Consider the following 24,910-nt stretch of genomic DNA (forward strand, 5'->3'; position numbering starts at 1 on the left):
CGCCGACCGTGGCGAACCAGGTGCACCTCATCGCCTACGCCGACCGGCTCGCGGGCTCGCTGCGCGGCCTCGACGACCTCCTTCGCGGGCCGCTGGCCGGCCTGTTCGGCGGTGTGCACGTGCTCCCCTTCTTCGTCCCTTTCGACGGCGCCGACGCCGGCTTCGACCCCATCGACCACGAGCAGGTCGATCCGCGCCTCGGCGATTGGGGCGACATCGAGCGCCTCAGCCGGTCGGTGGAGGTGACCGCCGACCTGGTCGTCAACCACCTGTCGTCGCGGTCCCCCCGGTTCGTCGACTTCCTCGCCCGGGCCGACGGCTCGCCGTCCGCCGGCCTGTTCCTCACCATGGACCGCGTGTTCCCGCGTGGCGCGACCGCCGGCGACCTGGCGCAGATCTACCGGCCGCGCCCGGGGCTCCCCCTGACGCCCGTGACCCTCGGCGACGGCTCCCGCCGGATCGTGTGGACGACGTTCGGCCCCGACCAGATCGACCTCGACATCGCCGACCCGGGCACCTGGGCGTACCTGGAGGCGGTGCTGGCCCGCCTGGCCGAGCACGGCGTGTCGACCGTGCGCCTCGACGCCGTCGGCTACTCGGTGAAGCGGGCCGGGACCAGCTGCTTCATGCTCCCCGGGACGATCGGCGTGATCGAGGAGCTGGCGGCGCGGGTGCGGCGCCGGGGGATGCGTGTGCTCGCCGAGGTGCACTCGTCGGTCGCCCACCAGCTCGAGATCGCCGGCCGCATCGACTGGGTCTACGACTTCGCGCTCCCGCCCCTGGTGCTCCATGCCCTGACCACCGGCGACGCCGGCCCGCTGGCGAGGTGGCTCGAGGTGCGGCCGTCGAACGCGGTGACGGTGCTCGACACCCACGACGGCATCGGGCTGGCCGACGTGGGCGTCGACGCGTCGGATCCGGGTTCGGGGGGGTTGCTCGACCGGAGCCAGCTCGCCGCCCTGGTCGGCGCCATCGGTCGCGCGAGCGGGGGCACCGCTCACATCGCCAGGGCGGTGACGTCGTCGGATGCGGATGCCTACCAGGTGGATTGCACCTTCTACGACGCCCTCGGCCGCGACGACCGCCGCTACCTGCTCGCCCGGCTCCTCCAGCTCTGCCTTCCCGGCCTGCCCCACGTGTACTACGTCGGCCTGCTGGCGGGGACCAACGACGTCTCGCTGTTCGAGCGGACGGGCGTGGGTCGCGACCTGAACCGCCACCACTACCGGCCCGGCGAGATCGGCGCCGCGCTGGAGCAGCCCGTGGTTCGGGCGCTGCTGGGCGCGATCCGCCTGAGGGCCACGCACCCGGCGTTCGCCGGGCGGTTCCGGTGGGCCGCCGAGGGGCCCGGCCGGCTCACCCTCGAGTGGGGCAGGGCCGGGGACGCGCTGACGCTGCAGGCCGACCTGGCGACCGGCGAGTTCCGTCTCGCCACCGGCGGCCCGACGAGCCCGGTTCTCTCGGACCCGACGGCGCTGGCCGCGATCGGGTCCGGGTCCCTGCCCCCGCGCGGCGGCTGAGCGGACGGGCTCTGGTGCGCGTCGGCGACGGGGCCCGACCCACCGGTGGCCTCAGCCGGCGATGAGCTCCTCGGTGCCGAGGTCGAGGGCGTGGCGGGCGGAGCGCTCGGCCATGGCTGCGAACATCTCGTCGCCCCGGTCGGTGCGCTCGACCAGGAACGACGCGCCGATGGCCATCACCAGGCCGTCGAAGGCGAAGCGCCGGTAGCCCCACCAGCAGTCGTCCCACGACAGGTCGCCGCCGGCCGCCACGAGGCGCTGGTGGTAGTGACCGACGAGGTCGCGCTCCTCGCGCCGGCGGACCTCGATGGGCAGGCTCCCGCCCAGGAAGTAGCTCACGTCGCTGAGGGCGGGCCCCAGGGTGACGGTCTGCCAGTCGAGGACGAAGACGCGCCCCGCGCCGAAGAGGAGGTTGTCGACGCGGAAGTCGCCGTGCACCACGGTGGGGCCGCGGTCGCGGGCGAGGTACGCGGGCAGGCGATCGGCCAGCCGGCCGGTCGCGGCGACGGCGTCGGGGCTCAGCCGGTCGGTGAAGCGATCGAGGAAGGTGGGCAGGGCCATGCGGAGCAGGAGGGTGACGTTGTCGGCGTGGTCGTCGCCGTGGCGGTCGAGCCAGGACAGGTCGGTCAGGGCGGGGTCGCCCCAGCGGGGGCCGTGCAGCAGGGCGAGCTCGTCCAGCGCGGCGGACGCCTCGTCGACCGAGCAGCCCGCCATCTGGTCGCCCTGGGTGGCCGGCGCGGCGTCCTCGAGCAGCACGACGTAGCCGTCGTCGTCGGGCTCGTGGCCGGCGTAGTAGCAGCGAGGCGTGTGGACCGGCAGCGACGGCGCCAGGTCGCGGTAGAAGCCGACCTCGATCTCGTACGTGCGGGTGAGGCGCGACGAGGCCCTGCTGGTGGGCGAGGCCGAGGTGACCTTGGCGACCATGGTCGTCGGGCCCGCTCCGGGCGGCGACCACGCCAAGGAGAGCCGCACGCTGTCGGCCACCTGGCCCGTGCCGACCGGCTGGGCGTCGGCCACCTCGACGGACGCGCCCGCGAACTGGCGGCCCAGGACGGCGGTCAGCCACTGGCCCGTCAGCTCGTGGGCCCCCGTGGGGACGGTCGTGCTCGGCGTCATGTGCTGCACCCCCGTGCGCGTCGTCGGCTCCGCCGGCGGAGCACGGCCGATCCTACTGGGGCTCCCGGCGGCGGCATCGGGGCCGGACCCGGACTCAGCGCCGCTCGACGTGGTCCGCGGGGCCGCCGGGGTGCCAGGTGTCGACGTGCAGACGATCGCCTCGCACGGTGACCAGGGAGGCCTCGCCGAGGTCGAGCCGGAGGAGGCTCCCGTCGACCGGGGCGTCCTGCGGGGCGATGGCCGCCAGGACGGCCGCTCGCCGGGCCGGATCGGCGACCTCCTCGGCCCGTCCCGCCAGCTTGGCGTCGCCCGCCGCCAGGTCTGTCTCCAGAGGGGCCGAGTGGAGCGCGCACCTCGGGTCGCGCCGCACGTCGTCGAGCTTGCGCGAACCGGGCATCACGCCGAGCCACACCTCGCCGTCGTGGATGTGGACCTCGGTGCCGCTGAGCCGGGGCGACCCGTCGCGCCGCAGGGTGCCGAGCACGTGGTGCGGGTTGGCGGCGAAGCGCGACCGCACCGACGCCGCCAGCTCGGGCGCCTCGTGCTCGAACGTGCTCCAGCTGGCCATGTCGGGCTCCTCGCTCGCGGTCCCGGGCCCGACGGGGCCCTCAGGCCTTCGATCTGGCGTACTCGGCCAGCCGGGCCCTCACCTCGTCGCCGGCCCGCTCGGGATGCCCGGCGTCGAAGGGCGGCTGGGGGTCGTACTCGATGGCCAGCTGCATGGCCCGGGCGGCCACGGAGTCGACCAGGAGCTCGCTCAGGCGCAGTGCCATGTCGATGCCCGACGACACCCCCGCCGCGGTGACGATGCGCCGGTCGAGGTGCTCGACCACCCGCTGGGTGGTGGGGGTGGCGCCGAAGCTCTCCAGCATGGGGAGCACGCTCCAGTGGGTCGTGGCCGTGAGCCCCTGCAGCAGCCCCGCCGCGCCCAGCAGCAGCGAGCCGGTGCACACCGAGGTCGTGAAGCGGCTGGTGCGATGGGCCGCCCGCAGCCAGTCGAGCAGCGGGCCGTCGTCGAGGAGGGATCGGGTCCCGATGCCGCCCGGCACCACGACCACGTCGGGCGAGCCGACCTGGTCGAAGGTGGCATCGACGGTGAGCCCGAGGAACCCGTTCTCGGTGCGCACCTCGCCGCGCCGGTGCCCCACGAACGTGACGGTCGCCCCGGGCAGCCGTTGGAGCACCTCGTAGGGCCCGACCACGTCGAGGGCGGTCACACGGGGGAAGAGCACGGCGGCGATCTGCACGGGGCTGCCTCTCAGGGTCGGGGAGCGGCGGGGAGCACGGTGACGACGACGTGGCGCTCGGCCCGCGGACCGTCGAACTCGCACAGGAACACGTTCTGCCACCGGGAGAGGCCGAGGCGTCCGTCGACGATCGGGATCGTCTCCGAGGGGCCGACGAGACCGGCCTTCAGGTGGGCGTCGCCGTTGCCGTCCTGGCGGTCGTGCTCCCACACGCCTCGGGGGATCAGGTCGCGCAGCAGGCTGACCACGTCGCGCTGCACGCTGTCGTCCCAGTTCTCCTGGATCATGATCGCAGCGGTGGCGCCCTGGGCGTAGACCGCGACGGCGCCGCAGCCGACGCCACTGGCCGACACCACCTCGCGCACCGACCCGGTGATGTCGTAGAGGGCCTCACGCGCGCTGGTGCGCACGGTGACCACGCGCTGCATGCCCCGAGTATCGCGGCCAGGCCCCGGCATCGCTCGGCGGTTCCCGGACGCTCCCCCGGATCGTCAGGTCCCCCTACGGGAACACCACCGGCAGGTCGCGGGGGCCGCGGACCTGCCCGCCGGCCCAGGTGACCGCGTCCGGATCCTCGACCCGGAACTCGGGGATCCGGGCCAGCCACTCCTCCAGGGCGACGCGCAGCTCCATGCGGGCGAGGTTCGAGCCGGCGCAGCGGTGGATCCCCACGCCGAAGGCCACGTGGCGGTTGTGCTGGCGGTCGAGCAGCACCTGGTCGGCGTCGGGGAAGGCCTCGGGGTCGCGGTTGGCCGCCGGGAAGCTGAGCAGCACCTTGTCGCCGGCCCGCATCGGGCAGCCACCGACCTCCACGTCGGCGGTGACCAGCCGGGCCATGGTGACCGGGGCGTAGGCGCGCAGCAGCTCCTCGATCGCCGTCGGCCAGATGCCCGGCTCGGCGACGAGGCGCCGGCGGTCGTCCGGGTGGGTGCCCAGGTGCCAGAGGGCCGAGCCGATCGCGCTCCAGGTGGTGTCGACGCCGGCGACCAGCGTGAGCGCCACGGTGCCGAGGACGTGCTCCTCGGGCACGGGCTGGCCGTCGACCTCGGCGTGGAGCAGCTCGCTGATCAGGTCGGTGCCCGGTCGCTCCTTGCGCTGGGCGATCTGCTGCACGAAGAAGTCGACCGCGGCCCGGGTGCCGGCCTCGCGTCGCTCGTCGTCGTGCGCGAACTCGAGCACGTCGCGCACCCAGCCGGTGAAGGTGTCGGCCATGTCGCCGGGCACGCCGAGCACCGAGGCGATCACGCGGACCGGGATCTGCTGGGCGTAGTCGGCCGCGGCGTCGGCCCGGCCGCCGTCGGCGAACCCGTCGAGCAGATCCCGGCACAGCTGGCGGGTGAAGGGCTCGTAGCGGTCGACGGCCCGGTGCGAGAACCAGGGCAGCAGCAGGCGGCGCGCCCACGTGTGCACGGGCGGATCCGAGGAGATGGGTGGCACTCCCGCAGGCAGGAGTGGCGCTCCCTCCGCGTCGGCCCGGCCCGAGACCACCCCCACCTCGGCCGAGCTGAAGTGCTCCACGTCGTGGGCGATGGCCGAGATGTCGGCGTAGCGGGTCGGGAGCCACGACCCGCCCCACCGGTCGGAGTGGGCGATCGGGCAGGTCGCCCGCAGCCCGTCCCAGATCGGGTAGGGATCGGCCACGTACGCCGGGTCGAAGATGTCGTAGTCGGTGTCCCAGCTGCTCACCGGCGGCATGCTCGTCACGTCGTCCCCCTCCGTCGTGCTCGGCGGCACAGTAACCCCGGCTGGGGGCGGTGCGGCGGGCCCGCGTCGCGCCCGTGGTGGTGCGGTCAGCCCTCGCGGATCTTGGAGGACATGTAGGTGTCGAGGGCGACGAGGATCATCAGCACGCCGCAGGCGACGCCCAGCCAGTTGAGCAGCAGCCAGGCGCCCTCGTCGTCGCTGGTGAGGTTGGCCAGGTTGATGACCAGGATGACGGCGCCGACCACGCCGACGACCAGGGCCCGGGAGGCGGGTGACCGCTGCGGCGACATGCGTGGACCGTATCCGAGCGGAGCCCCCGGGGCACGGGGACGGTCCGCGGGTCACCAGGTGTCGACGCAGGGGCGCTTCTTGCCACGCCGGGCGGGTGGCCCCGGGCCGGCGCCCACCACCTCCAGGACGACGCGTCGCGAGTCGGCCGGGTCGATCACGTCGTCGATCTCGAAGTGCGACGCGGTGTTCACCGCCTTCCCGTGCTCGTACATGCGGGCGACCATCTGGTCGAACAGCGCCCGGCGCTCGGCCGGGTCGTCGATGGCGGCCAGCTCGTTGCGGTAGCCGAGCTTCACGGCTCCCTCCAGCCCCATGCCGCCGAACTCCCCGGTCGGCCAGGCCACGGTCAGCACCGGCGCCTTGAACGAGCCTCCGGCCATGGCCTGCGCTCCGAGGCCGTAGCCCTTGCGGAGGACGACGGTGCAGAACGGGACGGTGAGGCTCGCGCCGGTCACGAAGAGCCGGCTGGCGTGGCGGACGAGCGCCGTCTTCTCTGCCTCGGGGCCAACCATGATCCCGGGGGTGTCGCAGAGGAACACGACCGGCAGGTCGAAGGCGTCGCACAGCTGGAGGAACCGGGCGGCCTTGTCGGCGCCGTCGCTGTCGATGGCCCCGGCCAGGTGCACCGGGTTGTTGGCCACCACGCCCATCGGGCGGCCCTCGATGCGGATCAGGGCGGTCACCATCCCGGGCCCGAAGTGGCGGCGCAGCTCCAGCACCGATCCGGTGTCGGCGAGGAGCTCGATCACCCGTCGCACGTCGTACACGCGGAGGCGGTTCTCGGGGATGGCGGAGCGGAGGAGCCGCTGGTCGGCGCACGACCACGTCGCCACCGGGCCCTGGAAGTACGAGAGGTACTGCTTGGCGACGCGCACCGCCTCGGCCTCGTCGGCCACGGCCACGTCGACCACGCCGTTCGGGACCTGGACGGCGAGGGGACCGACCTCCTCCGGCCGGTAGATGCCGAGCCCGCCCCCCTCGATCATGGCCGGCCCGCCCATGCCGATGGTGGCGCCCTCCGTGGCGATCACCACGTCGCAGCAGCCGAGGAGAGCGGCGTTCCCGGCGAAGCACCGACCGGACGCGATCCCGACGAGGGGGACGAGTCCGCTGAGCCGCCCGAAGAGGGCGAAGGCCATGCAGTCGAGGCCGGCCACGCCCAGCCCGTCGGTGTCGCCGGGCCGGCCGCCACCCCCCTCGGTGAGGAGCACCACCGGCAGCCGGGAGCGCTCGGCCAGCTCGAACAGGCGATCCTTCTTGCGATGGTTCTGCTGGCCCTGCGTGCCGGCCAGCACCGTGTAGTCGTACGACATCACCACGCACCGGGCGCGGTCGTCGTCGAAGAGCCGGCCGTTCACCCGGCCGACGCCGCCGACCAGCCCGTCGGCCGGTGTGCGCTCGACGAGGTCGTCGAGCGTCCGGCGCCGCCGCTGGGCGGCGATCACGAGCGCGCCGTACTCCACGAAGCTGCCGGGATCGCACAGGTCGTCGACGTTCTCCCTGGCGGTTCGCTGACCGGTGCGGCGGCGCCGCGCCACCGCGTCGGGTCGGGCGGCGTCGAGGGTGCGGGCGTGGCGGTCGAGCACCTCGGCCAGGTCGGCCCGCTCCTCGTCCAGGTCGAGCTCCTCGCCCGGAGCCACGTCGGGCGCCGCCACGTCGGCCGGCTCGATCACGGCGAGCGGATGGCCCTCGGCCACCGTGTCGCCGGCCGCGACGAGCAGGTGGCGGACGATCCCGCCCACCTCGGCGGCCACGACGTGCTCCATCTTCATGGCCTCCATCACCAGGATCTGCTGGCCGGGCCGGACGGCGTCGCCCTCGTCGACATCGACGCTGACGACGGTGCCGGCCATGGGCGCACCGATGCCGGGCCCGAGGTCGGCCGCCGCCGGTGGGGCCTCCACCGGCGTCGCGGGCGGCACCTTGCCGTGCACGAGCACCGCCAGTGGGTCGGTGCTGTCGATCGCCGCGGTCCGGGTGTCGGCCGCGCCCGAGGGCGCCGAGGACGTCGTCGGCTCGAAGAAGCGCCGCGGGTGGTCGATGCCGCCGGCGGCGAGCGAGACGGCCTGCTCCTCGACGAACCGGGTGGTCACCCGGTTGGCGATCACGTCGGGATGGCGGAGGAGCTCGAGGAGGAAGCCGGCGTTGGTGCGCACGCCCTCCACCCGCAGCTCGCACAGGGCGCGGTAGGCCTTGGCCGCCGCCTCTGCGTAGCTCGGGGCCGACGAGCGCACGACGACCTTGGCGAGGAGCGGGTCGAACCGGGGGTTCGGCCGGTAGCCGACGTGACCGCCGGTGTCGACCCGCACGCCCGGGCCCGAGGGCAGGTCGAACGCCGTCACCGTGCCGCCCGAGGGCCGGGTGGCGCCGTCGGCGGCGACCGTCTCGGCGTTCACCCGGACCTGCACCGCGAAGCCGCGGGGCGCGGGGACCTCGCCCAGCGTGAGGGCGAGGTCGGCGAGCGAACGCCCGGCCGCCAGCTCGAGCTGGCTCCGCACCAGGTCGACGCCCGTGACCTCTTCGGTCACGGTGTGCTCCACCTGCAGGCGCGGGTTCGCCTCGATGAAGGCCAGGTGGCCCGGCCCGTCCGGCGTGGCGTCGACGAGGAACTCGACGGTGGCCAGGTTGTCGAGCCGCACGGCCTCCGCGAGGGCGAGCGCGGCGACCTCCAGCCGCGTCCGCAGGCCGGCCGGCAGGCTCGGGCTGGGCGCGACCTCCACCAGCTTCTGGCGCCGTCGCTGCAGGCTGCACTCCCGCTCGCCGAGGTGGCTGACCGCGCCGGTGTCGTCGCCGAGCACCTGGATCTCGACGTGGCGGGCGTGGGGGAGCAGCTCCTCGACGTACACCTCGTCGTGCCCGAAGGCGGCCCGGGCCTCCGACCTGCACCGCTCGTACGCCTCCTCGAGCGTGTCCGGGTCGTGGACGGCGCGCATGCCCCGGCCCCCACCGCCAGCGACGGCCTTGACGAGCATCGAGCCGCCGTCGCCGAGCGCCTCCAGGAAGGACCGGGCCTCGGCGAGGGTGGTCGCTCGATCGGTGCCCCGCAGGACGGGCACGCCGCACCGGCCGGCCAGGGCCCGCGCCGCGGCCTTGTCGCCGAACAGGTCGAGGACCTCGGGCCGGGGCCCCACGAAGGTGAGGCCGGCATCGGCGCAGCGGCGGGCGAAGTCGGCGCGCTCGCTGAGGAACCCGTAGCCGGGATGCAGCGCCCGGCAGCCCGTGGCGCGGGCGGCGCCCAGCAGCTGCTCGGCGTCGAGGTAGGCGGCCGGCCCCGTGCCGCGGAGCGCCACGGCCTCGTCGGCGGCGCGCAGGTGCAGCGACCCCTCGTCGTCCTCGGAGTACACCGCCACCGAGCGGATCCCGAGCTCCGCCGCAGCGCGCGCCACCCGGATGGCGACCTCGCCCCGGTTGGCGATCAGCAGACCCTCCAGGCGCATCGCGTCCCCTCCTCGCGTCGCCGGCATCTTGGACGCTCGGCGGCGGTGGGGCCAGCGGCCGGGTCGGATGCGGGCGTCCACGCCTCCATCGACGTGTCCGACCTCGGCGCCGGCCGCCGGATCGACGCGCCGGGGCACGTGGAGGCGACCGGCCGGCCGGGGGTACGGTCCGGGCCATGGCCTCCGATGCGCACGTGAGCCCCCTGGCCGGAACCCCTGCACCTGCCGAGGTGCTGGTCGACGTGGGGGAGCTCCTCCGGGCGTACGCCGACGACCGTCCCGACCCGTCGGTGCCCGCCCAGCGGGTGTCGTTCGGCACGTCGGGCCACCGCGGATCGCCCCTCACCAGGACCTTCAACGAGTGGCACATCCTGGCGACCACCCAGGCGATCTGCGACCACCGGGCCGCCCAGGGGATCGACGGCCCCCTCTACCTGGGCCGTGACACCCACGCCGTCTCGGGCCCGGCCACGGACAGCGCGCTGGAGGTGCTGGTGGCGAACGGCGTCGAGGTCTTGGTGGACGCGGCCGACGGCTACACGCCCACCCCCGCCATCTCGCACGCCATCCTCACCTACAACCGCGGTCGGCGGTCGGGCCTGGCCGACGGGGTGGTGGTGACGCCGTCGCACAACCCGCCTGCGGATGGTGGCTTCAAGTACAACCCCCCGTCAGGCGGTCCGGCGGACACCGACGTGACGAGGTGGATCCAGGATCGGGCCAACGCCCTGCTGGTCGCCGACCTGGCGGGTGTGGCGCGCACGCCCGTCGAGCGGGCGCGCGACCGGGTCCACCGGCACGACTTCGTGGGCGCCTACGTCGCCGACTTGGAGCGGGTGGTCGACCTCGATGCCATCCGAGCGGCCGGCCTCCACCTGGGCGCCGACCCGCTCGGTGGGGCCAGCGTGGGCTACTGGGGTGCCATCGCCGACCGGTACGACCTCGACCTGACGGTCGTGAACCCGTCGGTCGATCCCACCTTCCGCTTCATGACCCTCGACTGGGACGGCAAGATCCGGATGGACTGCTCGTCCCCGTACGCCATGGCCTCGCTGATCGCGCTGAAGGACGACTTCGACGTGGCCTTCGCCAACGACACCGACGCCGACCGCCACGGCATCGTGACCCGCGGCGCCGGGCTGCTCCCGCCCAACCACTACCTGGCGGTTGCCATCGACTACCTCTTCGCCAACCGGCCGGGTTGGCCGGCTGGTGCGGCGGTGGGCAAGACCATGGTGTCGAGCAGCATGATCGACCGGGTCGCGGCCGACCTGGGGCGGACGCTGCTGGAGGTGCCCGTGGGGTTCAAGTGGTTCTCCGGCGGGCTCTACGACGGCACGCTCGGCTTCGGGGGCGAGGAGAGCGCAGGGGCGTCGTTCCTCCGGCTCGACGGCTCGGTGTGGACGACCGACAAGGACGGGCTCATCCTCGGCCTGCTGGCCGCCGAGATGACGGCCCGCACCGGGCTCGACCCGGGCGAGCGGTACGCCGCGCTCACCGAGCGCTTCGGCGATCCCGCCTACCGGCGGATCGACGCGCCGGCCACGCCGGAGGAGAAGGCCGCGCTGGCGTCGCTGTCGCCGGAGCAGGTCACCGACACCGAGCTGGCCGGCGAGCCGATCCTGGCCATGCTCACCAGCGCCCCGGCGGGCGGCGCGCCGCTCGGGGGCCTCAAGGTGGTGGCCGCCAGCGGCTGGTTCGCGGCCAGGCCGTCGGGCACCGAGGACGTCTACAAGGTGTACGCGGAGAGCTTCCGCGACGAGGCGCACCTCGAGCGGGTGATCGACGAGGCCCAGGCGATCGTGGCCGGGGCCCTCCAGCACGTGGCGGGCGCCCGCCGCTGAGCCGTGGTCACGCCCTGTCGTCGGCGGCCGAGCCGTTCAGGTCGGTCATGTCGATCTCCTCGACCGTGACGGCGTCGAGCTCGCCGTCGCCGTCGACGTCGACCGCGGTCGTGCGGGTGATCTCGACGGCATCGGGGATGCCGTCGCCGTCGACGTCCATGGCGGTGGTCTCGGTCACCTGCACCAGGTCGGGGATGCCGTCGCCGTCGACGTCGAGCACGACGGTCTCGGTGATCCCGACGAGGTCGGTCACCCCGTCGCCGTCGATGTCGATCGCGGTGGTCTCGGTGACCCGCACGCCGTCGGGGGTGCCGTCGCCGTCCAGGTCGACGAGCTCCTCCTCGACGGTCTCCACGACACCGTCGCCGGCCCCGTCCTCGATGGTCTCGTCCTGTGCCATGCCGACCTCCTCGTGGTGACCGGCGCACGGTAGCCGCGCCCGCTCGATCCCGCCGCCGCCGGCGCGAGGGGAGGAGCCCCCCGGGGGAGCCGGTAGCCTGGTCGGGCGTCCCGGGCCGCCGGGGCCCACGGGAGCCCGCATGGTTTCGAGGACGAGCAAGGCCAAGCGCGAGATCGACAAGCAGCGCAAGGAGAGGGCCGCCGCGAAGCGCGAGCGGCGCGAGGGTCGCACCGACCGCGAGGTCGAGCCGGCGGACGGCGCCGAGCCCGCCGACTCGACCCTCACCGAGGAAGAGGTGATCCGCCGCCTGGGCGAGGTGCACCGGCGCTACGACGACGGCGAGATCGACCTCGACGAGCTCGAGGCGGCCAAGGCGGAGCTGATCTCGCAGCTCCGCGTCGAGTAGCCGGCCTGCCCGCGGCCGGAGGGTGCGCCCGTGCCGGGAGTGCAGGACGCGTTCGACCAGCACCGGTGCCTGCCGGTGGCCCTCTCGGCTCCGGCCGTCGCCCTGGCGGGACGATGATCGAGATCGGGCCCGACGAGCACCGACGGCTCGCGATGGCACTGAACCAGCGGGCCTGGCAGCTGCTCGAGACGGCGTCGCGCTCGCTGGCCGACGACGAGGAGATGGTCGACGCGGCCCACGGCTCGGCCTACCACTGGCGCTACGCCGAGGGCGCCTCGGCCGTGCACCAGGCGCGTGGCGCCTGGCTCATCTCGCGGGCATACGCCGTGCTGGGGCATGGTGAGGAGGCCCGGCGCCATGCCGAGCGGTGCCTCGCGATCTGCACCGAGTACGTGATCAGCGACTACGACCTGGCCTACGCCCACGAGGCCCTGGCGCGGGCCGAGGCGGCCGCGGGCGACCTGCGGGCCGCGACCCGGCACCGGCGGGCGGCCGCGGAGGCGGGCCGGGCCATCGCCGACCCCGATGACCGGGCGGCGTTCGAGGCCGACCTGGCCGCCCCGCCCTGGTTCGGCCTCACCTGACTGGCCCGGCCGGGCCCGGTCAGAACGCCCGGGGAAGCACCGCCTCGATGAGCGTCGGCCCGGGCTCGGCGAGGGCCCGCTCGAGCCGATCGGCGAGGTCCTCGGCCGTCTCGGCCCGGCTCGCCGGCACACCCATGCCCTGGGCGAGCCGCACGAAGTCGAGGGGCGGGTGCGACAGGTCGAACAGGCCGGTGGCGACCGGACCCGGCTCCGCTCCCACCCGACCCAGCTCCATGTCGAGCACGGCGTAGGACCGGTTGTTCAGGACGAGGGTCGTGACGTCGAGTCCTTCGCGGGCCATGGTCCACAGGGCCTGCAGCGTGTACATGGCGCTCCCGTCGGCCTCGAGGGCCAGGACGGGCCGGTCGGGGCAGGCGACCGCGGCGCCGAGGGCCACCGGGAGCCCCTGGCCGATGGCGCCCCCGGTGAGCGTGAGCAGGTCGTGCGGAGGGGCGCCGGCCGTGGCGCCCGCCAGGAACAGCCCCGAGGTGTTGCCCTCGTCGGAGATGATCGCCCCCTCGGGCAGCACGGCACCGACGGCGGCGGCGATGGTCTGGGCCGTCAGCGGGCCGGAGGGCCGGGGCGGCCTGGCCGCGGGCTGCCGGGCGGGCTCCGGCGGTGCGCCCAGGGCCTCGGCCAGGGCTTCGAGGGCCCCCACGGCGTCGTCGGCCGGCCCGCCCAGCACGTGGACCGCGCACCCGTCGGGCACCAGGTCGCTGGCCTTGCCGGGGTACGCGAAGAACGACACCGGGGCCCTGGCGTCGGCGATCACCAGGTGGCGCAGCCCGTCCAGCTGCATCTGGGCGAACTCGGCCAGGTACGCCAGGCGGTCGACGGCCGGGAGCCCCGCCCCCCGCTCGAGGCGGGCCGGGAACGTCTCGGCCAGCAGCCTGGCCCCGCTGGCCGCCGAGACCCGCCCGGCCGCCTCCAGCCCGCGTCGGCGCACGGCCGCCCCGCCCAGCAGCAGTGCGGCGGGCTCCTCGGAGCGGAGGGCGGCGGCGACGGCGGCGACCACGTCGGCGGGGACGGGCTGCGGGCCCGGCACCGCCACCGGTGGTGCGGGCGCGCCGGCCTCGTCCCAGGAGACGTCGGCCGGCAGGATCAAGGTGGCCACCTGCCCGGGCGGCCCGGCCGCGGCTGCCACGGCGGCCGCCGCATCGGCCGCCACCCGCCCGGCGTGGGTCGAGGCGCAGACCCAGCCCGACACGCCCCGCGCGATGCTCTCGATGTCGGACTGCAACGGGGCGTCGAAGCGCCGGTGGTACGTGGCGTGGTCGCCCACGACGTTGACGACCGGCGTGTGGGCCCGCCGGGCGTTGTGGAGGTTGGCCAGGCCGTTGCCGAGCCCCGGGCCGAGGTGGAGCAGCGTGGTCGCCGGGCGGCCGGCCATGCGGCCGTAGCCGTCGGCCGCACCCGTGACCACGCCCTCGAAGAGCCCGAGCACCGCGCGCATCCGCGGGACCGTGTCGAGGGCTGCCACGAAGTGCATCTCGGACGTGCCGGGGTTGGTGAAGCACGTGTCGACGCCGGAGCCGACGAGCGTGCGGATGAGGGCCTGGGCGCCGTTCACCATGTTCCTCTCGGACGGTCGATGATCAGCCCAGCAGGGTGCCGGGGTTGAGGATGCCCTTGGGGTCGAACGCCGCCTTGATGCGGCGCATGAGGTCGAGCTTCACCGGGTCCTCGAGCTGGAGGAAGTAGGGCATCTTCTCCGTCCCGATGCCGTGCTCGGCCGAGATGGCGCCACCGAGGGCCATCCCGGTCTCGAAGATGCCGCGCAGCAGCCGGCTGCGAGCCTCGGGATCGGGCTGGAAGACGGCGAGGTGCACGTTGCCGTCGCCGGCGTGGCCGGCACCGGCCACGATGGCGCCGTGCTCGGCGGCCAGCGCCGACACCGACGCCAGGTAGTCGGGGATCGAGGCTCGCGGCACCACCACGTCGATGATGTCGTCGGCCCCGGCCTGCTTGGCCATCCAGAAGGCCTTCTCACGGGCCTCGAGCAGCTGGGCGCCGGCATGGGGTGGCAGCACGTACGCGTCGATGGCCCCGAGCTCGAGGAGCAGCCCGCTCACGGCCAGCACGTCCTCGTCGAGGCGGTCCGCCCGGCTCCCCTCGACCACCACGAACAGGTACGCCAGCGCGGCGTCGCGCACCTCCTCGGGGATCCCCAGGTCGAGGCCGACGTCGGCGGTGGTGGCCGCCATGGCGAGCTGGTCGACGTACTCGAGGATCAGGGGCTGCACCGCGCTGTCGACGATGCGGGGGACCGCTGCGGTGACCTCGCCCAGCGTCCTGAACGGCGCCAGCACCGTCGCCTGGTGGGCCAGCCGGGGGTGCAGCTTCAGGGTGATCTCGGTCACCACGGCCAGCGTGCCCTCCGACCCGATGAGCAGCTGGGTGAGGTCGTAGCCGCTCGTGGCCTTCACGAAGCGGCCGCCGGCGCGGATCACCTCACCGGTGGCGAGCACCGCCTCGAGGCCGAGCACGTGGTGTCGGGTCACGCCGTGCTTCACGGCCCGCATCCCGCCGGCGTTGGTGGCGACGTTGCCGCCGAGGCTCGCGCTGTTCTCGCCCGGGTAGACGGGGTAGACGAGCCCGTGGGGCGCGATCGCGTCGTCGAGCTCGTCGAGGGTGACGCCGGGCTGGACGACGGCCACGTGGTTCTCGGTGTCGACCTCGAGGATCGAGCTCATCCGCTCCAGGGACAGGAGCAGCCCCCCCGGCGCCGCGACGCACGCCCCTGACAGACCGGTGCCCGAGCCGCGGGCGGTCACGGGGACGCCCAGCTCGTTGGCGACCCGCAGCACGGCCGCGACCTCGGCGGTCGAGGCCGGCTTGACCACGGCCGCGGGGGCCCGGTGCTCGGCCGTGAGCGCCTCGTCGTGCGTGTAGTCGTCGGCGATCTCGCCGTCGGTGAGCACGTTGGCGTCGCCGACGATGTCGATCAGGAGCTGGGCGGTGCCGGCCATGGCTCCTCCCCCTTCGGGCGTCGGCCCTGGAACCTACCCGCGTGCCGGACCAGGGGCCGAGTGGCCGCGGGCCGGCCGCCTGTGGTGGAGTCGGAGACCATGGCGAGGAACGTGCTGGGCGGCGACCTGCAGACCTGCGGGACGCAGCCGCTGACGGGCTTCTACCGCACCGGCTGCTGCGACACCGGCTCGGACGACACGGGCGTGCACGTCGTGTGCGCCCGCGTGACGGCGGAGTTCCTGGCGTTCTCGAAGGCGCAGGGCAACGACCTCTCGACGCCGGTGCCCCGGTACGGCTTCCCCGGGCTGGTGCCGGGTGACCGCTGGTGCCTCTGTGCCGCCCGCTGGAAGGAGGCCCTGGACGCCGGGTGCGCCCCCCCGGTGGTGCTGGAGGCGACCCATGCCGGAGCCCTCGAGTGGGCGACCCTCGACGAGCTGCGCGCCCACGCCGCCGACGGGTGAGGGCCGTGGACGCTGCTGGCGGCGCCGGGGGACCCGGCCACGGGGTGGATCAGGCGCCCGGACGGACCCCGTAGCGGATCGGCACGCGCTTGGGGCCGCCCACGAACAGGGTCTGCATCATGGCCGGCTCGCCCGCCGGCTCGATCCACTCGAGGCGGGGGAGCAGCTCCTCGTAGAGGGCCTTCATCTCCATGCGGGCGAGCATGGCTCCGAGGCAGTAGTGGATCCCGAAGCCGAAGGCCAGGTGCTTGTTGGGGAACCGGCCCACGTCGAAGGTGAACGGGTTGCCGAACACCTCCTCGTCGCGGTTCGCGGAGGGGTACGAGAGGAGCACCGCCTGGCCGGCCTCGATCCTGGTGCCGCGCAGGTCGTGGTCGACGGTGGCGGTGCGCATGAACTGCTTCACCGGGGTGACCCACCGGATCATCTCGTCGACCGCGGTGCTCATGAGCGACAGGTCGTCCTTCAGGCGTGCCAGCTGGTCGGGGTGCTCGAGCAGCGCCCGCATCCCGCCGCCGATCGCCGAGCTGGTGGTGTCGTGGCCCGCCGTCGCCGCGATCACGTAGTAGGAGATCAGCTCCATGTCGCCCAGGTACTCGCCGTCCTTGGTGGCGTTGGCCAGGACGGAGGCGAGGTCGTCGGTGGGGTGGGCGCGTCGCTCGGCCGTGAGCGCCGTGAAGTACGCGAAGAAGTCGGTGATGACGGCGATCAGGTCGTCCATGTCCTGGCCGCGCTGCAGGTCGGGGTCGGCCGACCCGAACATCTCCTGGGTGAGCTTCAGCATCCGCGGGTAGTCGCTCTCGGGCAGCCCGAGGATCGACAGGATCACCTGCAGGGGGTAGTGCATGGCCACGTCCTGGAAGAAGTCGCACTCGCCGCCCAGCTCCTGCATCTGGTCGACGGAGCGGCGGGCCAGCTCCTGCAGGCGCGGCTCGAGCTTCTTCAGGTTCTTGGGGAGGAACCAGTCCGAGGCCAGCCCCCGGTAGAAGCGGTGGTCGGGCTCGTCCATGTGGATCAGGGTGCGGAGCAGGTCGCCCTGCTCGTCGCGGCGGATGTCGCCCTCCTCGGGGCCGAGGATCGGGCGGGGGGCGTTCAGGAAGATCTCGTGCTTCGTCTCGATCTCGAACACGTCGGCGTGCCTGGTCAGCGCCCAGAAGGGGCGGAACCCCTCGACGTCGACCCAGTGCACGGGGTCCTCCCGCCGCAGGATCGTGCAGGCCTCGTGGAAGTACGCCTCGTCGGCGTAGGCCGCCGGCGACGTGAAGACCCGTCCGGCCTCGCTCACGGTCATGCTCACCCTGGTACCTCCCCCTCGTCCGGGGTCCCAGCATGCCGCACGCGGGGAGGGGTGTGATCGCCAGGCCTGGCAACGCACTGATGGTGACGATGGCCCCAGGAACCGCAGAGCGCGGCCTCGCCTCGGCTCATCCCTTCGGTGCCCGGCGGCGCGACCATGCTCCCGTGCGCCGCCACCTGTTCCTCCTCCGCCATGCCAAGTCGAGCTGGGACGACCCTGCACTTCCCGACCACGACCGACCGCTGGCGCCCCGCGGCGAGAAGGCCGTGCGACGGCTCCGCGAGCATCTCCGCCAGATCGGCGCCCACCCTGATCTGGTGATCTGCTCGTCGGCCCGCCGAACGACCGAGACGCTGGCGGGAATCCGGCAGGCGTTGCCCGAGGATGCCGAGATCTCCATCGAGCAGGACGTGTACCTGGCGGACGCCGACACCCTGCTCGGCTGCCTCCGTCGAATCGACCCTCATGTCCGGAGCGTCCTGCTCGTGGGTCACAACCCGGGGACGGAGGACCTGGCGGTCTCGCTCGTCGGTACGGGCGCAGCCGAGCCCCGTGCACTGCTCGCCGAGAGGTTCCCCACGGCTGCCCTGGCCCACCTGACGTTCGACGTGTCGTGGGCTGATCTCGCGCCCGGGACTGCTCGCCTCGTCGGGTTCTTCGTGCCCCGCCCGCCGAGGCCGAGCACCTGACGACAGGGAAGCTGCAGCGTCCAGCGATCGCAGCCCGAACCCGCGTGCCACCCGGCCGGCGCACCGGGGGTCGCTGCATGGTGGCGCGCGAGGAGACTCCGGCGCCTACCGGGGCCAGGTGATGTACTCGACGAGGGCCTTCCGTTCGGACTCGAGCTCGCCGATCCGGCTCTTGACGACGTCGCCGATGCTGACGATCCCGGCCAGCTCGCCCTCCACGACGACGGGCACGTGGCGCACCCGCTGCTCGGTCATCAGTGCCATCAGCTGCTCGACGTCGTCGTCGGGGGAGCAGGTGTGCACCTCGGTGGTCATGATGTCGGCCACCCGGGCATCGAGGATGGCGGGGCCCTCCTCGTGCAGGCGGCGCACGACATCGCGCTCGGACACGATGCCGGCGATGGAGCGGCCGTCGTCGGACACGACGAGCGCGCCGACCCCGTGCAGCGTCAGGTTGGCCACGACCTCTCGGACGACGGCGTCCGAGGACACCGTGAAGACGTACGTGCCCTTGCCGCGGAGCAGCCTGGTGACCTGCATCAGCGGTCCCCCTCCCGTGCTGGACGCCCGGGCCCCCCGCCCAGGACGACCCATGATCGCACCAACCGGCCCCGCGTGCTGGGCCATGATGGGGCCGGGAACCGGGCCGGGCCACCGGTGCCGGGTCATCGCCGGAGGAGCGCCGTGCACGCCATCGTCATCCACGAGAGCCTCACCGGGAACACCCGGCGTGCCGCCGAGGTGATGGGAGCCGAGCTCGAGCGAGCAGGGGTGGACACCACCGTCTGCTCGATCACGGCGATCGACCACCAGGCCCTCGCCGAGGCCGAGCTCGTGGTGGTGGGGAGCTGGACCGACGGCCTGATCTTCGTGGGGCAGCGGCCCGGCCGGGCCGGGCGGCTCAAGCAGCTGCCGGCCATGGTCGGGAAGAAGGCCGTGGTCTTCGTCACCTACGCGGTCGACGTGGGCAAGACCCTCGACAAGCTGACCCGGATCGTCGAGGGCCGAGGGGCGGAGGTGCTCGGGGGGATGGCCATCAAGCGCAACGACCTCGAGGGCGGGGCCCGCGAGTTCGTCGACCGGGTGCTGGGCGCCGTCGCGGCCTGATCCATGGCCTACCAGCACCTCCTCGTGGGCCGGGAGGGGCCGATCGCCACGATCACCCTGAACCGACCCGAGACGCGCAACGCGCTGGCGCGCGACGTGATGCTCGAGCTCACCGACGCGCTGGTCGACGTCGGCCGCGGCGATGCCCGAGGCGTGATCCTCGCCGCCACCGGGCCGGTGTTCTCGGCCGGGCACAGCTTCGCCGACCTGCGGGGCGCCGGCCTCGGGGAGGTCCGCCGGCTGTTCCAGGTGTGCACCGAGATGATGGACACCGTCCAGTCGATCCCTCAGCCGGTGCTGGCCAAGGTGCACGCGCTGGCGACGGCCGCCGGCTGCCAGCTGGTGGCCACCTGCGATCTCGCCGTCGCCGCCGACGATGCCGCGTTCTGCATCCCGGGCGGCAGGGGCGGGCTGTTCTGCCACACGCCTCTCGTCGCCGTGGCGCGCAACATCGGCCGCAAGCGGGCGCTGGAGATGGCCATGACCGGTGACCCCGTCGACGCCCGCACGGCCGCCGAGTGGGGGCTCGTGAACCGGGTGGTGCCGGCGGGAGAGCTCGACCACGCGGCCCTCGACCTCATCACCCGGGCGACCCGCGGGTCGGCGCTGTCGAAGGGGCTCGGCAAGCAGGGCTTCTACGCGCAGATCGATCTCGACCAGCCGAAGGCGTACGCGTACGCCATCGAGCTGATGTCGTCGGCGAGCCAGACCGCCGACGCCCAGGAGGGCATCTCGTCGTTCCTGGAGAAGCGTCCGGCCCGGTTCGGCGACCGCTGAGGCCCGGGGCGATCAGGTGCAGAGGGTGCCGTCGTCGGTGACGCCTCGCCCGCAGGCGGTGCGGCTGAGCAGCTCGTCCACGCCGTACGAGCCGCCCTCGTCGGCCGGCTTGGTCGCCGTGACCACGTAGTCGGCGCCGGCGATCGAGTCGTCGCCGCCCGTGCGGACCCACACCACGAACAGCTCTCGCCCCGCGTCGGTGGGGTCGAGGGCCACCGCGACGGCGGGCGGGGCCGAACCCTCCTCGGTCGTCACGGTGATCACGCCGGCGGCGACGAGGGCATCGACCACCGCTCCCGGCGTGACCAGGCCGGCCGGCGACGCAGCGGTGCGGAGATCGGCCGGCACCTCGTCGGTGACGTCCTGCCAGGCCAGCACCCCTGCCACCGAGCGCTGTTCGTCGAAGAGGCGCTCGACGTCGGCTCCCACGGTGACGTCGGTCGGGGCGGCCGCGGTCGTGGGGGCCGAGGTGGTGGCGTCGACGGACGCGTCGTCGTCGCCACAGGCGGCCCCGGCGGCCACCAGGGCGGTGAGCAGCACGACCAGCACGCCGCGCCTCACTCGGACTGATCGCATCTCGAGCCTCCTCCGGGTTCGGACCGCGGGGTGGCCCACACGCCGTGACGGGCGTCGATGGCGGCCGCCTCCGTGGCCATCCACTCGCGACGGCCGGCGCGCACGGCGCTGGACGACACGCGGTGGTGGTCGGGGTGGAGCTGCAACACCACGGCACCGTGCGTGCCGGGTCGGGGGAGCGGGTGGGGTGGACGGGGGGCGACCGCGATGCGTCGGGGGAGCCGCGCCAACGCCGCGTCGCGGGCCTCGGTCGATCCGTACCAGGCGGGGTCGTGGAGCTGCGCCCACTTGTCGGCGCCCACCACGAGCACGTCGTAGCCCTCCGCCATGTCGACCAGCAGGCGAGCGCCGGTGACGACCACGCCCAGCCACGCCCGGCTCGCCGCCGCGTCGAGCAGGGCGGCCTGGCGGTGCGCCAGGTCGGCCAGGTCGTCCGGCTGCTTGCCCAGCGTGTCGACGGAGAGCGCCAGGTCGACCTGTTCGAGGGCGCACTGCTCCCGTGCCGCCTCGGCCACCGCCAGGTGGGCGATGGTCAGCGGGTTGAACGAGCCCGGGAACACGCCGACCGCCACCCCGACAGCCTGCACCACGGCGGTGGCGCCGACGGGGTCACCCGCCGCTGACGGTGATGGTGACGCCCTCGGTGGGGCCCTGGCTGCCACCGGCGCCGAGGGGGGTGACGGCGACGACGTGGGTGCCCCCGTCGCACGGCAGGTCGGCGCCGATGGTGCCGGACGGCCCGAAGCCCGCCTGCGCGCCGGGCGCCTCGCCGTCGATCGTGTGCTCGATGGTGTCGGCGTCGGCCGTGGCGAACGTGATCTCGGCCACGACGGTGGACGCGCCGGGGTCGCAGGTGACGGTCGACGGGCCCTCCAGCTCGGTGAACGACGGCTCGGCCCCGGCCGTCGTGGAGGTGGCCCCGGTGGTGGACGTCGTGGCCTGGCTGGGTCCTCCTGGTGTCGCTGGGGCGGTGCGACGGTAGCCGCCGGGCGTCTCGCCGACGGACGGGCGGGCTCCAACCCGGCCCTTACCCGCAGCCAAGCCCCTCCTAGCGGGCGGACCGCATCGTGAAGGTCGTCCACGACGGACCCACGAGGAGGAACCACGATGAAGAAGAACCGACTCGCCGCCCTCGGCCTGGTCGCCGGCCTGCTCGGGGGCACGGCCGCCGGCCTCGCCTTCGGCGTGCCCGGGCTCGCCGGCGCGCAGAGCACCAGCAGCACGACGGTCGAGGAGCAGGCGCCCGACGCGGATCCCGGCACCAGGCTCAGCGAGGTGCTCGCCCCGCTCGTGGCCGACGGCACGATCACCCAGGCCCAGGCCGATGCCGTGATCGCCGCCCTGCGGGAGGCCGGCCCGCCGCCGGGCCATGGCGATCACGGCCGGGGCGGCCCGCACGCCGGCCTCGGTACGGCGGCCACGGCCATCGGGATCACCGGTGACGAGCTGCGCCAGGCGCTGGAAGCCGGACAGAGCATCGCCGACGTGGCCCAGGCCAACGGCGTCGACCCGCAGACGGTGATCGACGCCATGGTGGCCGAGGCCGAGGCGCACCTCGACGAGGAGGTCGCCGACGGCCGGCACACGCAGGCCGAGGCCGACGAGCGCCTGGCCGAGATCACCGACCGGATCACCCGGATGGTCAACGGCGAGCTGCCGGCCGACGGGCCCGGCTTCGGGCCCGGCGGCCCCCACCGCGGTGGGACCGACGACGACACGACCGACGGCACCACGGACGGCCAGCCGTCGGCCACCCCGAGCGCCATCACGTCCTGATCCCCGCGACCCCCCGGACGTCCGTGGGGCGGCGGCCACCTGGGCCGCCGCCCCACGGCGTTCCCGCTCGTCCCGCGCGTGTGGTAGCAGAGGGGGTCCACCGGCCCAGGGGGAGACCATGACCGCCATCGAGCCCCGCCTCGAGCTCGACCTGCTCGATCCGCACTTCTGGCAGCGCAACCCCCACGAGGAGCTGCGCTGGGCCCGGCGGCACGAGCCCGTGTACCGCGACGAGCGCAACGGGCTGTGGGGGATCACCCGCCACGCCGACGTCGTCGACGTGGAGCGGCGCTCCGGCCTGTTCGTGAGCGGCCAGGGCTACCGGGTCAACTGGTTCCCCGACGAGCAGAACATGATCGCCCAGGACGACCCCCGTCACCGCCAGCAGCGGATGCTCGTGCAGCACCTGTTCACCAGGGCGGCAGCCCGGGGCCGCGAGGAGGAGTTCCGCACCCTCGTCACCGAGCTGGTCGACGCGTTCATCGAGCGGGGCGAGCTCGAGGTGATCGACGAGCTGGCCGCGCAGCTCCCTGCCCGCCTCACGTGCCGGCTCCTCGGCTTCCCCGAGGAGCGCTGGCGCGACGTCAAGAGCTGGTCGGAGCGGCTCATGCGCACCGACATGCAGATGCGCGACGGCACGGTGTTCACCGAGTTCGTGCACGCGAACCTCGAGTTCGTGGCGGCCATGCAGGAGGCGGTGCCGGAGCGCCTCGGCTGCCCCAGGGACGACCTGCTCTCGATCTGGGTGAACGCCACGATCGACGGCCAGCCCCTCCCACCGGAGGCCGTCGTCCACGAGACCGGCCTGTTCATCGCCGGGGGCGCGGAGACCACCCGGACGCTCATCTCGCACGGGCTCCGGGCGTTCTGCGACGCCCCCGACCAGTGGGAGCAGCTGGCCGCCAACCCCGACCTGGCCCCGGCCGCGGTCGAGGAGCTCATCCGCTGGGTGACGCCGCTCAACAACTTCTTCCGCCGGGCCGTGGCCGATGCCGAGGTGGGCAGCCAGCCCGTCGGTGCCGGCGACCGGCTCATGCTGATCTACCCGTCGGCCAACCGCGACGAGGCCGTGTTCCACGATCCCTACCGGTTCGACATCACCCGCAGCCCCAACCCCCACGTCTCGTTCGGCTTCGGCACGCACCTCTGCCTCGGGTCGAACTTCGCCCGCGTCGAGCTGCAGGTGCTGTTCACCGAGCTGAGCCGGCGCCTCACCGGGCTCCGGCCGATCACCGAGCCCGACGTGGAGCCCAACATCTTCGCCCGGGCCGTGCGCTCGTTCCGGCTGGGGTTCACGGCGCGCTGAGCAGCGCCGGCGGCCCCCCCACCCCCGTGCCCGGTCCCGTCGCGCTCGTCACCGCTGCTGGCGCGCGCGACCTCGACGAGGACCTGCCGCCGCTGCTGCGCGCGCTCTCGGTGGTCGGCGTGCGCGCCGAGGTGGCCGTCTGGGACGACCCTGCCGTCGACTGGGCCCGCTTCGGCCTGGTCGTCGTGCGCTCCACGTGGGACTACGCCGCGCGCCGCGACGAGTTCCTGGCCTGGGCCGTCGCGGTCGAGGCCGTGACCCGGCTGCGCAACCGGGCGGCGGTGCTGCGCTGGAACACCGACAAGCGCTACCTCGGCGATCTGGCGGCGGCGGGCGTGCCGGTGCCGGACAGCGCGTGGTTCGCGCCCGGTGAGGCCGTCGCCCTCCCGCCGCACGAAGGCCTGGTGGTGAAGCCGTCCGTGGGTGCCGGATCGGTCGACGCCGGCCGGTACGGGGCGGGGGAGCGGGACGATGCCGCCGCGCACGTCGCCCGCCTCCAGGCCGGCGGGCGCCACGCCCTGGTGCAGCCCTACCTGACCTCCGTCGACGAGGAGGGCGAGACCGCGCTGGTGTACCTGGGCGGGGTGCTGAGCCACGCGGTGCGCAAGGGTCCGCTCCTGGTGCCCGGCACGTCGATCGTCGGGGGTCTGTTCGCAGAGGAGGACATCCGCCCCCGCCAGCCGACCGACGCGCAGCGCCGGGTGGCCGAGCGGGCGCTGGCCGCCGTGCCGGGCGGCGCCGCGACGCTCCTGTACGGCCGGGTCGACCTGGTCGCCGGGCCCGGTGGGGAGCCCGTGGTGCTCGAGCTGGAGCTCACCGAGCCGTCGGTGTTCCTCGACCACGCCCCGGGGGCGGCCGAGCGCTTCGCCGCCGCGGTGGCGGCCGCATCCCGCCGCTCAGCCGACGAGGCGTGACTCGTCGGTCGACTCGGTCGACCCGAGGCGGCTCCGCGCCGTCTCCGGATCGGGCTCGAAGCCCGGGGTGTCGCGGCACAGCTCGACCATGATCCCGTTGGGGTCGAGGTAGTAGAGCGAGTGGCACCAGCCGTGGTCGACCTCCATCAGCGGCTCGACCCCGGCGGCCGCCATCCGAGCCCGCACCGCCTCCTGGCGCGCCGGGTCGGCCCCGAAGGCGACGTGGTTCACCCAGACCGGCAGCCCGTTGCCCGTGGAGATCGCCGCCGACCAGCCGGGTCGCTCGCCCACCCCGTGGACGTCGAAGAAGGCGATGCTGGTGCCGTCGCCGGTGTCGAAGAACACGTGGCGGAAGAAGCCGTCGCCCAGCTGCTTCACCTCGGTGTGGACGAGTGGCATCCCGAGCAGCTCGTCGTAGAAGCGGTGGGTCGCGGCCAGGTCGCGGCAGGCGTAGGCCACGTGGTGGAAGCCGGTGACGGGCACGGCGC

Annotated in this window: 27 protein-coding genes; 11 read left to right on the forward strand and 16 right to left on the reverse strand. The window is 74.1% G+C overall.

The annotated features are described in order from the left end of the window. Positions 1 to 8 precede the first annotated feature (8 nt). A complete protein-coding gene (gene gtfA / locus IPM45_00305) occupies positions 9 to 1,520 on the forward strand; it encodes a sucrose phosphorylase (protein MBK9178007.1) in 1,512 nt (503 codons plus the stop codon). Positions 1,521 to 1,571: 51 nt separating this feature from the next. Here gtfA and IPM45_00310 read toward each other — a convergent pair whose 3' ends face one another. The 7 genes from IPM45_00310 to IPM45_00340 all read right to left on the reverse strand — a co-directional run bounded on the left by IPM45_00310 (position 1,572) and on the right by IPM45_00340 (position 9,315). Then, positions 1,572 to 2,636 (reverse strand): phosphotransferase, encoded by a 1,065-nt coding sequence (locus tag IPM45_00310; GenBank protein ID MBK9178008.1) that lies wholly within the window; start codon positions 2,634 to 2,636, stop codon positions 1,572 to 1,574. A 94-nt stretch (positions 2,637 to 2,730) separates the two neighbouring features. Then, the gene (locus tag IPM45_00315; GenBank protein ID MBK9178009.1) at positions 2,731 to 3,204 is read right to left on the reverse strand and encodes a pyridoxamine 5'-phosphate oxidase family protein; all 474 of its coding nucleotides are present in this window, start codon (positions 3,202 to 3,204) and stop codon (positions 2,731 to 2,733) included. Positions 3,205 to 3,244: 40 nt separating this feature from the next. Next, a complete protein-coding gene (locus tag IPM45_00320; GenBank protein ID MBK9178010.1) occupies positions 3,245 to 3,883 on the reverse strand; it encodes a DJ-1/PfpI family protein in 639 nt (212 codons plus the stop codon). Positions 3,884 to 3,894: 11 nt separating this feature from the next. Next, on the reverse strand, positions 3,895 to 4,311 hold the full coding sequence (locus IPM45_00325; GenBank protein MBK9178011.1) for a YjbQ family protein: 417 nt from the start codon (positions 4,309 to 4,311) through the stop codon (positions 3,895 to 3,897). A gap of 73 nt (positions 4,312 to 4,384) precedes the next feature. After that, complete coding sequence (locus IPM45_00330) at positions 4,385 to 5,578, reverse strand: cytochrome P450 (protein MBK9178012.1); 1,194 nt, start codon at positions 5,576 to 5,578, stop codon at positions 4,385 to 4,387. 95 nt (positions 5,579 to 5,673) lie between these two features. Then, positions 5,674 to 5,877: a hypothetical protein gene (locus IPM45_00335; GenBank protein MBK9178013.1), complete on the reverse strand. Its 204-nt coding sequence runs from the start codon at positions 5,875 to 5,877 to the stop codon at positions 5,674 to 5,676. Positions 5,878 to 5,928: 51 nt separating this feature from the next. Then, positions 5,929 to 9,315, reverse strand: coding sequence for a carbamoyl-phosphate synthase large subunit (locus tag IPM45_00340; GenBank protein ID MBK9178014.1), 3,387 nt, complete (start codon positions 9,313 to 9,315; stop codon positions 5,929 to 5,931). 176 nt (positions 9,316 to 9,491) lie between these two features. Between IPM45_00340 and IPM45_00345 the strand changes: the two genes are divergently transcribed. After that, positions 9,492 to 11,159: an alpha-D-glucose phosphate-specific phosphoglucomutase gene (locus IPM45_00345; GenBank protein ID MBK9178015.1), complete on the forward strand. Its 1,668-nt coding sequence runs from the start codon at positions 9,492 to 9,494 to the stop codon at positions 11,157 to 11,159. 7 nt (positions 11,160 to 11,166) lie between these two features. On the opposite strand, the gene IPM45_00350 is transcribed toward IPM45_00345, so the two are convergent. Beyond that, a complete protein-coding gene (locus tag IPM45_00350) occupies positions 11,167 to 11,559 on the reverse strand; it encodes a hypothetical protein (GenBank protein MBK9178016.1) in 393 nt (130 codons plus the stop codon). A gap of 139 nt (positions 11,560 to 11,698) precedes the next feature. Here IPM45_00350 and IPM45_00355 point away from each other — a divergent pair, with 139 nt between their 5' ends. Together IPM45_00355 and IPM45_00360 are read left to right on the forward strand one after the other, a co-directional pair. Further along, entirely contained in the window at positions 11,699 to 11,965 is a 267-nt protein-coding gene (locus IPM45_00355; GenBank protein MBK9178017.1) for a hypothetical protein, read from the forward strand. Positions 11,966 to 12,078: 113 nt separating this feature from the next. After that, positions 12,079 to 12,549, forward strand: coding sequence for a hypothetical protein (locus IPM45_00360; GenBank protein ID MBK9178018.1), 471 nt, complete (start codon positions 12,079 to 12,081; stop codon positions 12,547 to 12,549). Positions 12,550 to 12,568: 19 nt separating this feature from the next. Here the strand turns inward: IPM45_00360 and IPM45_00365 are convergent, their stop codons facing one another. Both IPM45_00365 and IPM45_00370 read right to left on the reverse strand, forming a co-directional pair. Beyond that, on the reverse strand, positions 12,569 to 14,122 hold the full coding sequence (locus IPM45_00365) for an acetolactate synthase large subunit (protein ID MBK9178019.1): 1,554 nt from the start codon (positions 14,120 to 14,122) through the stop codon (positions 12,569 to 12,571). Positions 14,123 to 14,144: 22 nt separating this feature from the next. Next, on the reverse strand, positions 14,145 to 15,518 hold the full coding sequence (locus tag IPM45_00370) for an FAD-binding oxidoreductase (protein MBK9178020.1): 1,374 nt from the start codon (positions 15,516 to 15,518) through the stop codon (positions 14,145 to 14,147). Between the two features lie 99 nt (positions 15,519 to 15,617). Here IPM45_00370 and IPM45_00375 point away from each other — a divergent pair, with 99 nt between their 5' ends. Then, positions 15,618 to 15,980 carry a DUF2237 domain-containing protein gene (locus tag IPM45_00375; protein MBK9178021.1) on the forward strand — a complete coding sequence of 121 codons (363 nt, stop codon included), beginning with the start codon at positions 15,618 to 15,620 and terminating at the stop codon, positions 15,978 to 15,980. 49 nt (positions 15,981 to 16,029) lie between these two features. Here IPM45_00375 and IPM45_00380 read toward each other — a convergent pair whose 3' ends face one another. Next, positions 16,030 to 17,271 (reverse strand): cytochrome P450, encoded by a 1,242-nt coding sequence (locus tag IPM45_00380; protein MBK9178022.1) that lies wholly within the window; start codon positions 17,269 to 17,271, stop codon positions 16,030 to 16,032. A 95-nt stretch (positions 17,272 to 17,366) separates the two neighbouring features. On the opposite strand from IPM45_00380, the gene IPM45_00385 reads away from it, so the two are divergent. Next, positions 17,367 to 17,966 carry a histidine phosphatase family protein gene (locus IPM45_00385; protein MBK9178023.1) on the forward strand — a complete coding sequence of 200 codons (600 nt, stop codon included), beginning with the start codon at positions 17,367 to 17,369 and terminating at the stop codon, positions 17,964 to 17,966. Between the two features lie 105 nt (positions 17,967 to 18,071). Here IPM45_00385 and IPM45_00390 read toward each other — a convergent pair whose 3' ends face one another. Beyond that, positions 18,072 to 18,506: a CBS domain-containing protein gene (locus tag IPM45_00390; protein MBK9178024.1), complete on the reverse strand. Its 435-nt coding sequence runs from the start codon at positions 18,504 to 18,506 to the stop codon at positions 18,072 to 18,074. Positions 18,507 to 18,650: 144 nt separating this feature from the next. Here IPM45_00390 and IPM45_00395 point away from each other — a divergent pair, with 144 nt between their 5' ends. Further along, positions 18,651 to 19,073, forward strand: coding sequence for a hypothetical protein (locus tag IPM45_00395; GenBank protein ID MBK9178025.1), 423 nt, complete (start codon positions 18,651 to 18,653; stop codon positions 19,071 to 19,073). A 3-nt stretch (positions 19,074 to 19,076) separates the two neighbouring features. Beyond that, positions 19,077 to 19,850: an enoyl-CoA hydratase/isomerase family protein gene (locus IPM45_00400; GenBank protein ID MBK9178026.1), complete on the forward strand. Its 774-nt coding sequence runs from the start codon at positions 19,077 to 19,079 to the stop codon at positions 19,848 to 19,850. A gap of 12 nt (positions 19,851 to 19,862) precedes the next feature. Here IPM45_00400 and IPM45_00405 read toward each other — a convergent pair whose 3' ends face one another. From IPM45_00405 to IPM45_00415, 3 genes are read right to left on the reverse strand one after another with little or no spacing between them, the layout of a single operon-like run. Next, positions 19,863 to 20,426, reverse strand: coding sequence for a hypothetical protein (locus tag IPM45_00405; GenBank protein MBK9178027.1), 564 nt, complete (start codon positions 20,424 to 20,426; stop codon positions 19,863 to 19,865). Continuing rightward, the gene (locus IPM45_00410; protein MBK9178028.1) at positions 20,408 to 20,998 is read right to left on the reverse strand and encodes a hypothetical protein; all 591 of its coding nucleotides are present in this window, start codon (positions 20,996 to 20,998) and stop codon (positions 20,408 to 20,410) included. The genes IPM45_00405 and IPM45_00410 overlap by 19 nt, the downstream gene beginning before the upstream one ends. A 37-nt stretch (positions 20,999 to 21,035) precedes the next feature. Further along, on the reverse strand, positions 21,036 to 21,467 hold the full coding sequence (locus IPM45_00415; GenBank protein MBK9178029.1) for a hypothetical protein: 432 nt from the start codon (positions 21,465 to 21,467) through the stop codon (positions 21,036 to 21,038). 66 nt (positions 21,468 to 21,533) lie between these two features. On the opposite strand from IPM45_00415, the gene IPM45_00420 reads away from it, so the two are divergent. The 3 genes from IPM45_00420 to IPM45_00430 all read left to right on the forward strand — a co-directional run bounded on the left by IPM45_00420 (position 21,534) and on the right by IPM45_00430 (position 24,422). Further along, positions 21,534 to 22,202 (forward strand): hypothetical protein, encoded by a 669-nt coding sequence (locus IPM45_00420; protein MBK9178030.1) that lies wholly within the window; start codon positions 21,534 to 21,536, stop codon positions 22,200 to 22,202. A 127-nt stretch (positions 22,203 to 22,329) separates the two neighbouring features. Then, positions 22,330 to 23,508 (forward strand): cytochrome P450, encoded by a 1,179-nt coding sequence (locus IPM45_00425; protein ID MBK9178031.1) that lies wholly within the window; start codon positions 22,330 to 22,332, stop codon positions 23,506 to 23,508. 26 nt (positions 23,509 to 23,534) lie between these two features. After that, on the forward strand, positions 23,535 to 24,422 hold the full coding sequence (locus tag IPM45_00430; protein ID MBK9178032.1) for a hypothetical protein: 888 nt from the start codon (positions 23,535 to 23,537) through the stop codon (positions 24,420 to 24,422). Here the strand turns inward: IPM45_00430 and IPM45_00435 are convergent. Beyond that, entirely contained in the window at positions 24,405 to 24,905 is a 501-nt protein-coding gene (locus IPM45_00435) for a VOC family protein (GenBank protein MBK9178033.1), read from the reverse strand. The genes IPM45_00430 and IPM45_00435 overlap by 18 nt on opposite strands. Between the last annotated feature and the right edge of the window lie 5 nt (positions 24,906 to 24,910).

The organism is Acidimicrobiales bacterium, from assembly GCA_016716005.1.
Taxonomy (GTDB): Bacteria; Actinomycetota; Acidimicrobiia; order Acidimicrobiales; family JADJXE01; genus JADJXE01.

What these genes read in the sequence shown, in the direction of transcription:
- IPM45_00420 (MBK9178030.1), top strand. Translation starts at nt 21,534, where the DNA reads ATGAAGAAGAACCGACTCGCCGCCCTCGGCCTGGTCGCCGGCCTGCTC.
- IPM45_00405 (MBK9178027.1), bottom strand. Translation starts at nt 20,426, where the DNA reads ATGCGATCAGTCCGAGTGAGGCGCGGCGTGCTGGTCGTGCTGCTCACC.
- IPM45_00375 (MBK9178021.1), top strand. Translation starts at nt 15,618, where the DNA reads ATGGCGAGGAACGTGCTGGGCGGCGACCTGCAGACCTGCGGGACGCAG.
- IPM45_00370 (MBK9178020.1), bottom strand. Translation starts at nt 15,518, where the DNA reads ATGGCCGGCACCGCCCAGCTCCTGATCGACATCGTCGGCGACGCCAAC.
- IPM45_00335 (MBK9178013.1), bottom strand. Translation starts at nt 5,877, where the DNA reads ATGTCGCCGCAGCGGTCACCCGCCTCCCGGGCCCTGGTCGTCGGCGTG.
- IPM45_00325 (MBK9178011.1), bottom strand. Translation starts at nt 4,311, where the DNA reads ATGCAGCGCGTGGTCACCGTGCGCACCAGCGCGCGTGAGGCCCTCTAC.
- IPM45_00350 (MBK9178016.1), bottom strand. Translation starts at nt 11,559, where the DNA reads ATGGCACAGGACGAGACCATCGAGGACGGGGCCGGCGACGGTGTCGTG.
- IPM45_00340 (MBK9178014.1), bottom strand. Translation starts at nt 9,315, where the DNA reads ATGCGCCTGGAGGGTCTGCTGATCGCCAACCGGGGCGAGGTCGCCATC.
- IPM45_00365 (MBK9178019.1), bottom strand. Translation starts at nt 14,122, where the DNA reads ATGGTGAACGGCGCCCAGGCCCTCATCCGCACGCTCGTCGGCTCCGGC.
- IPM45_00315 (MBK9178009.1), bottom strand. Translation starts at nt 3,204, where the DNA reads ATGGCCAGCTGGAGCACGTTCGAGCACGAGGCGCCCGAGCTGGCGGCG.
- IPM45_00390 (MBK9178024.1), bottom strand. Translation starts at nt 18,506, where the DNA reads ATGCAGGTCACCAGGCTGCTCCGCGGCAAGGGCACGTACGTCTTCACG.
- IPM45_00345 (MBK9178015.1), top strand. Translation starts at nt 9,492, where the DNA reads ATGGCCTCCGATGCGCACGTGAGCCCCCTGGCCGGAACCCCTGCACCT.
- IPM45_00380 (MBK9178022.1), bottom strand. Translation starts at nt 17,271, where the DNA reads ATGACCGTGAGCGAGGCCGGACGGGTCTTCACGTCGCCGGCGGCCTAC.
- IPM45_00355 (MBK9178017.1), top strand. Translation starts at nt 11,699, where the DNA reads ATGGTTTCGAGGACGAGCAAGGCCAAGCGCGAGATCGACAAGCAGCGC.
- IPM45_00360 (MBK9178018.1), top strand. Translation starts at nt 12,079, where the DNA reads ATGATCGAGATCGGGCCCGACGAGCACCGACGGCTCGCGATGGCACTG.
- IPM45_00400 (MBK9178026.1), top strand. Translation starts at nt 19,077, where the DNA reads ATGGCCTACCAGCACCTCCTCGTGGGCCGGGAGGGGCCGATCGCCACG.
- IPM45_00330 (MBK9178012.1), bottom strand. Translation starts at nt 5,578, where the DNA reads ATGCCGCCGGTGAGCAGCTGGGACACCGACTACGACATCTTCGACCCG.
- IPM45_00310 (MBK9178008.1), bottom strand. Translation starts at nt 2,636, where the DNA reads ATGACGCCGAGCACGACCGTCCCCACGGGGGCCCACGAGCTGACGGGC.
- IPM45_00385 (MBK9178023.1), top strand. Translation starts at nt 17,367, where the DNA reads ATGGCCCCAGGAACCGCAGAGCGCGGCCTCGCCTCGGCTCATCCCTTC.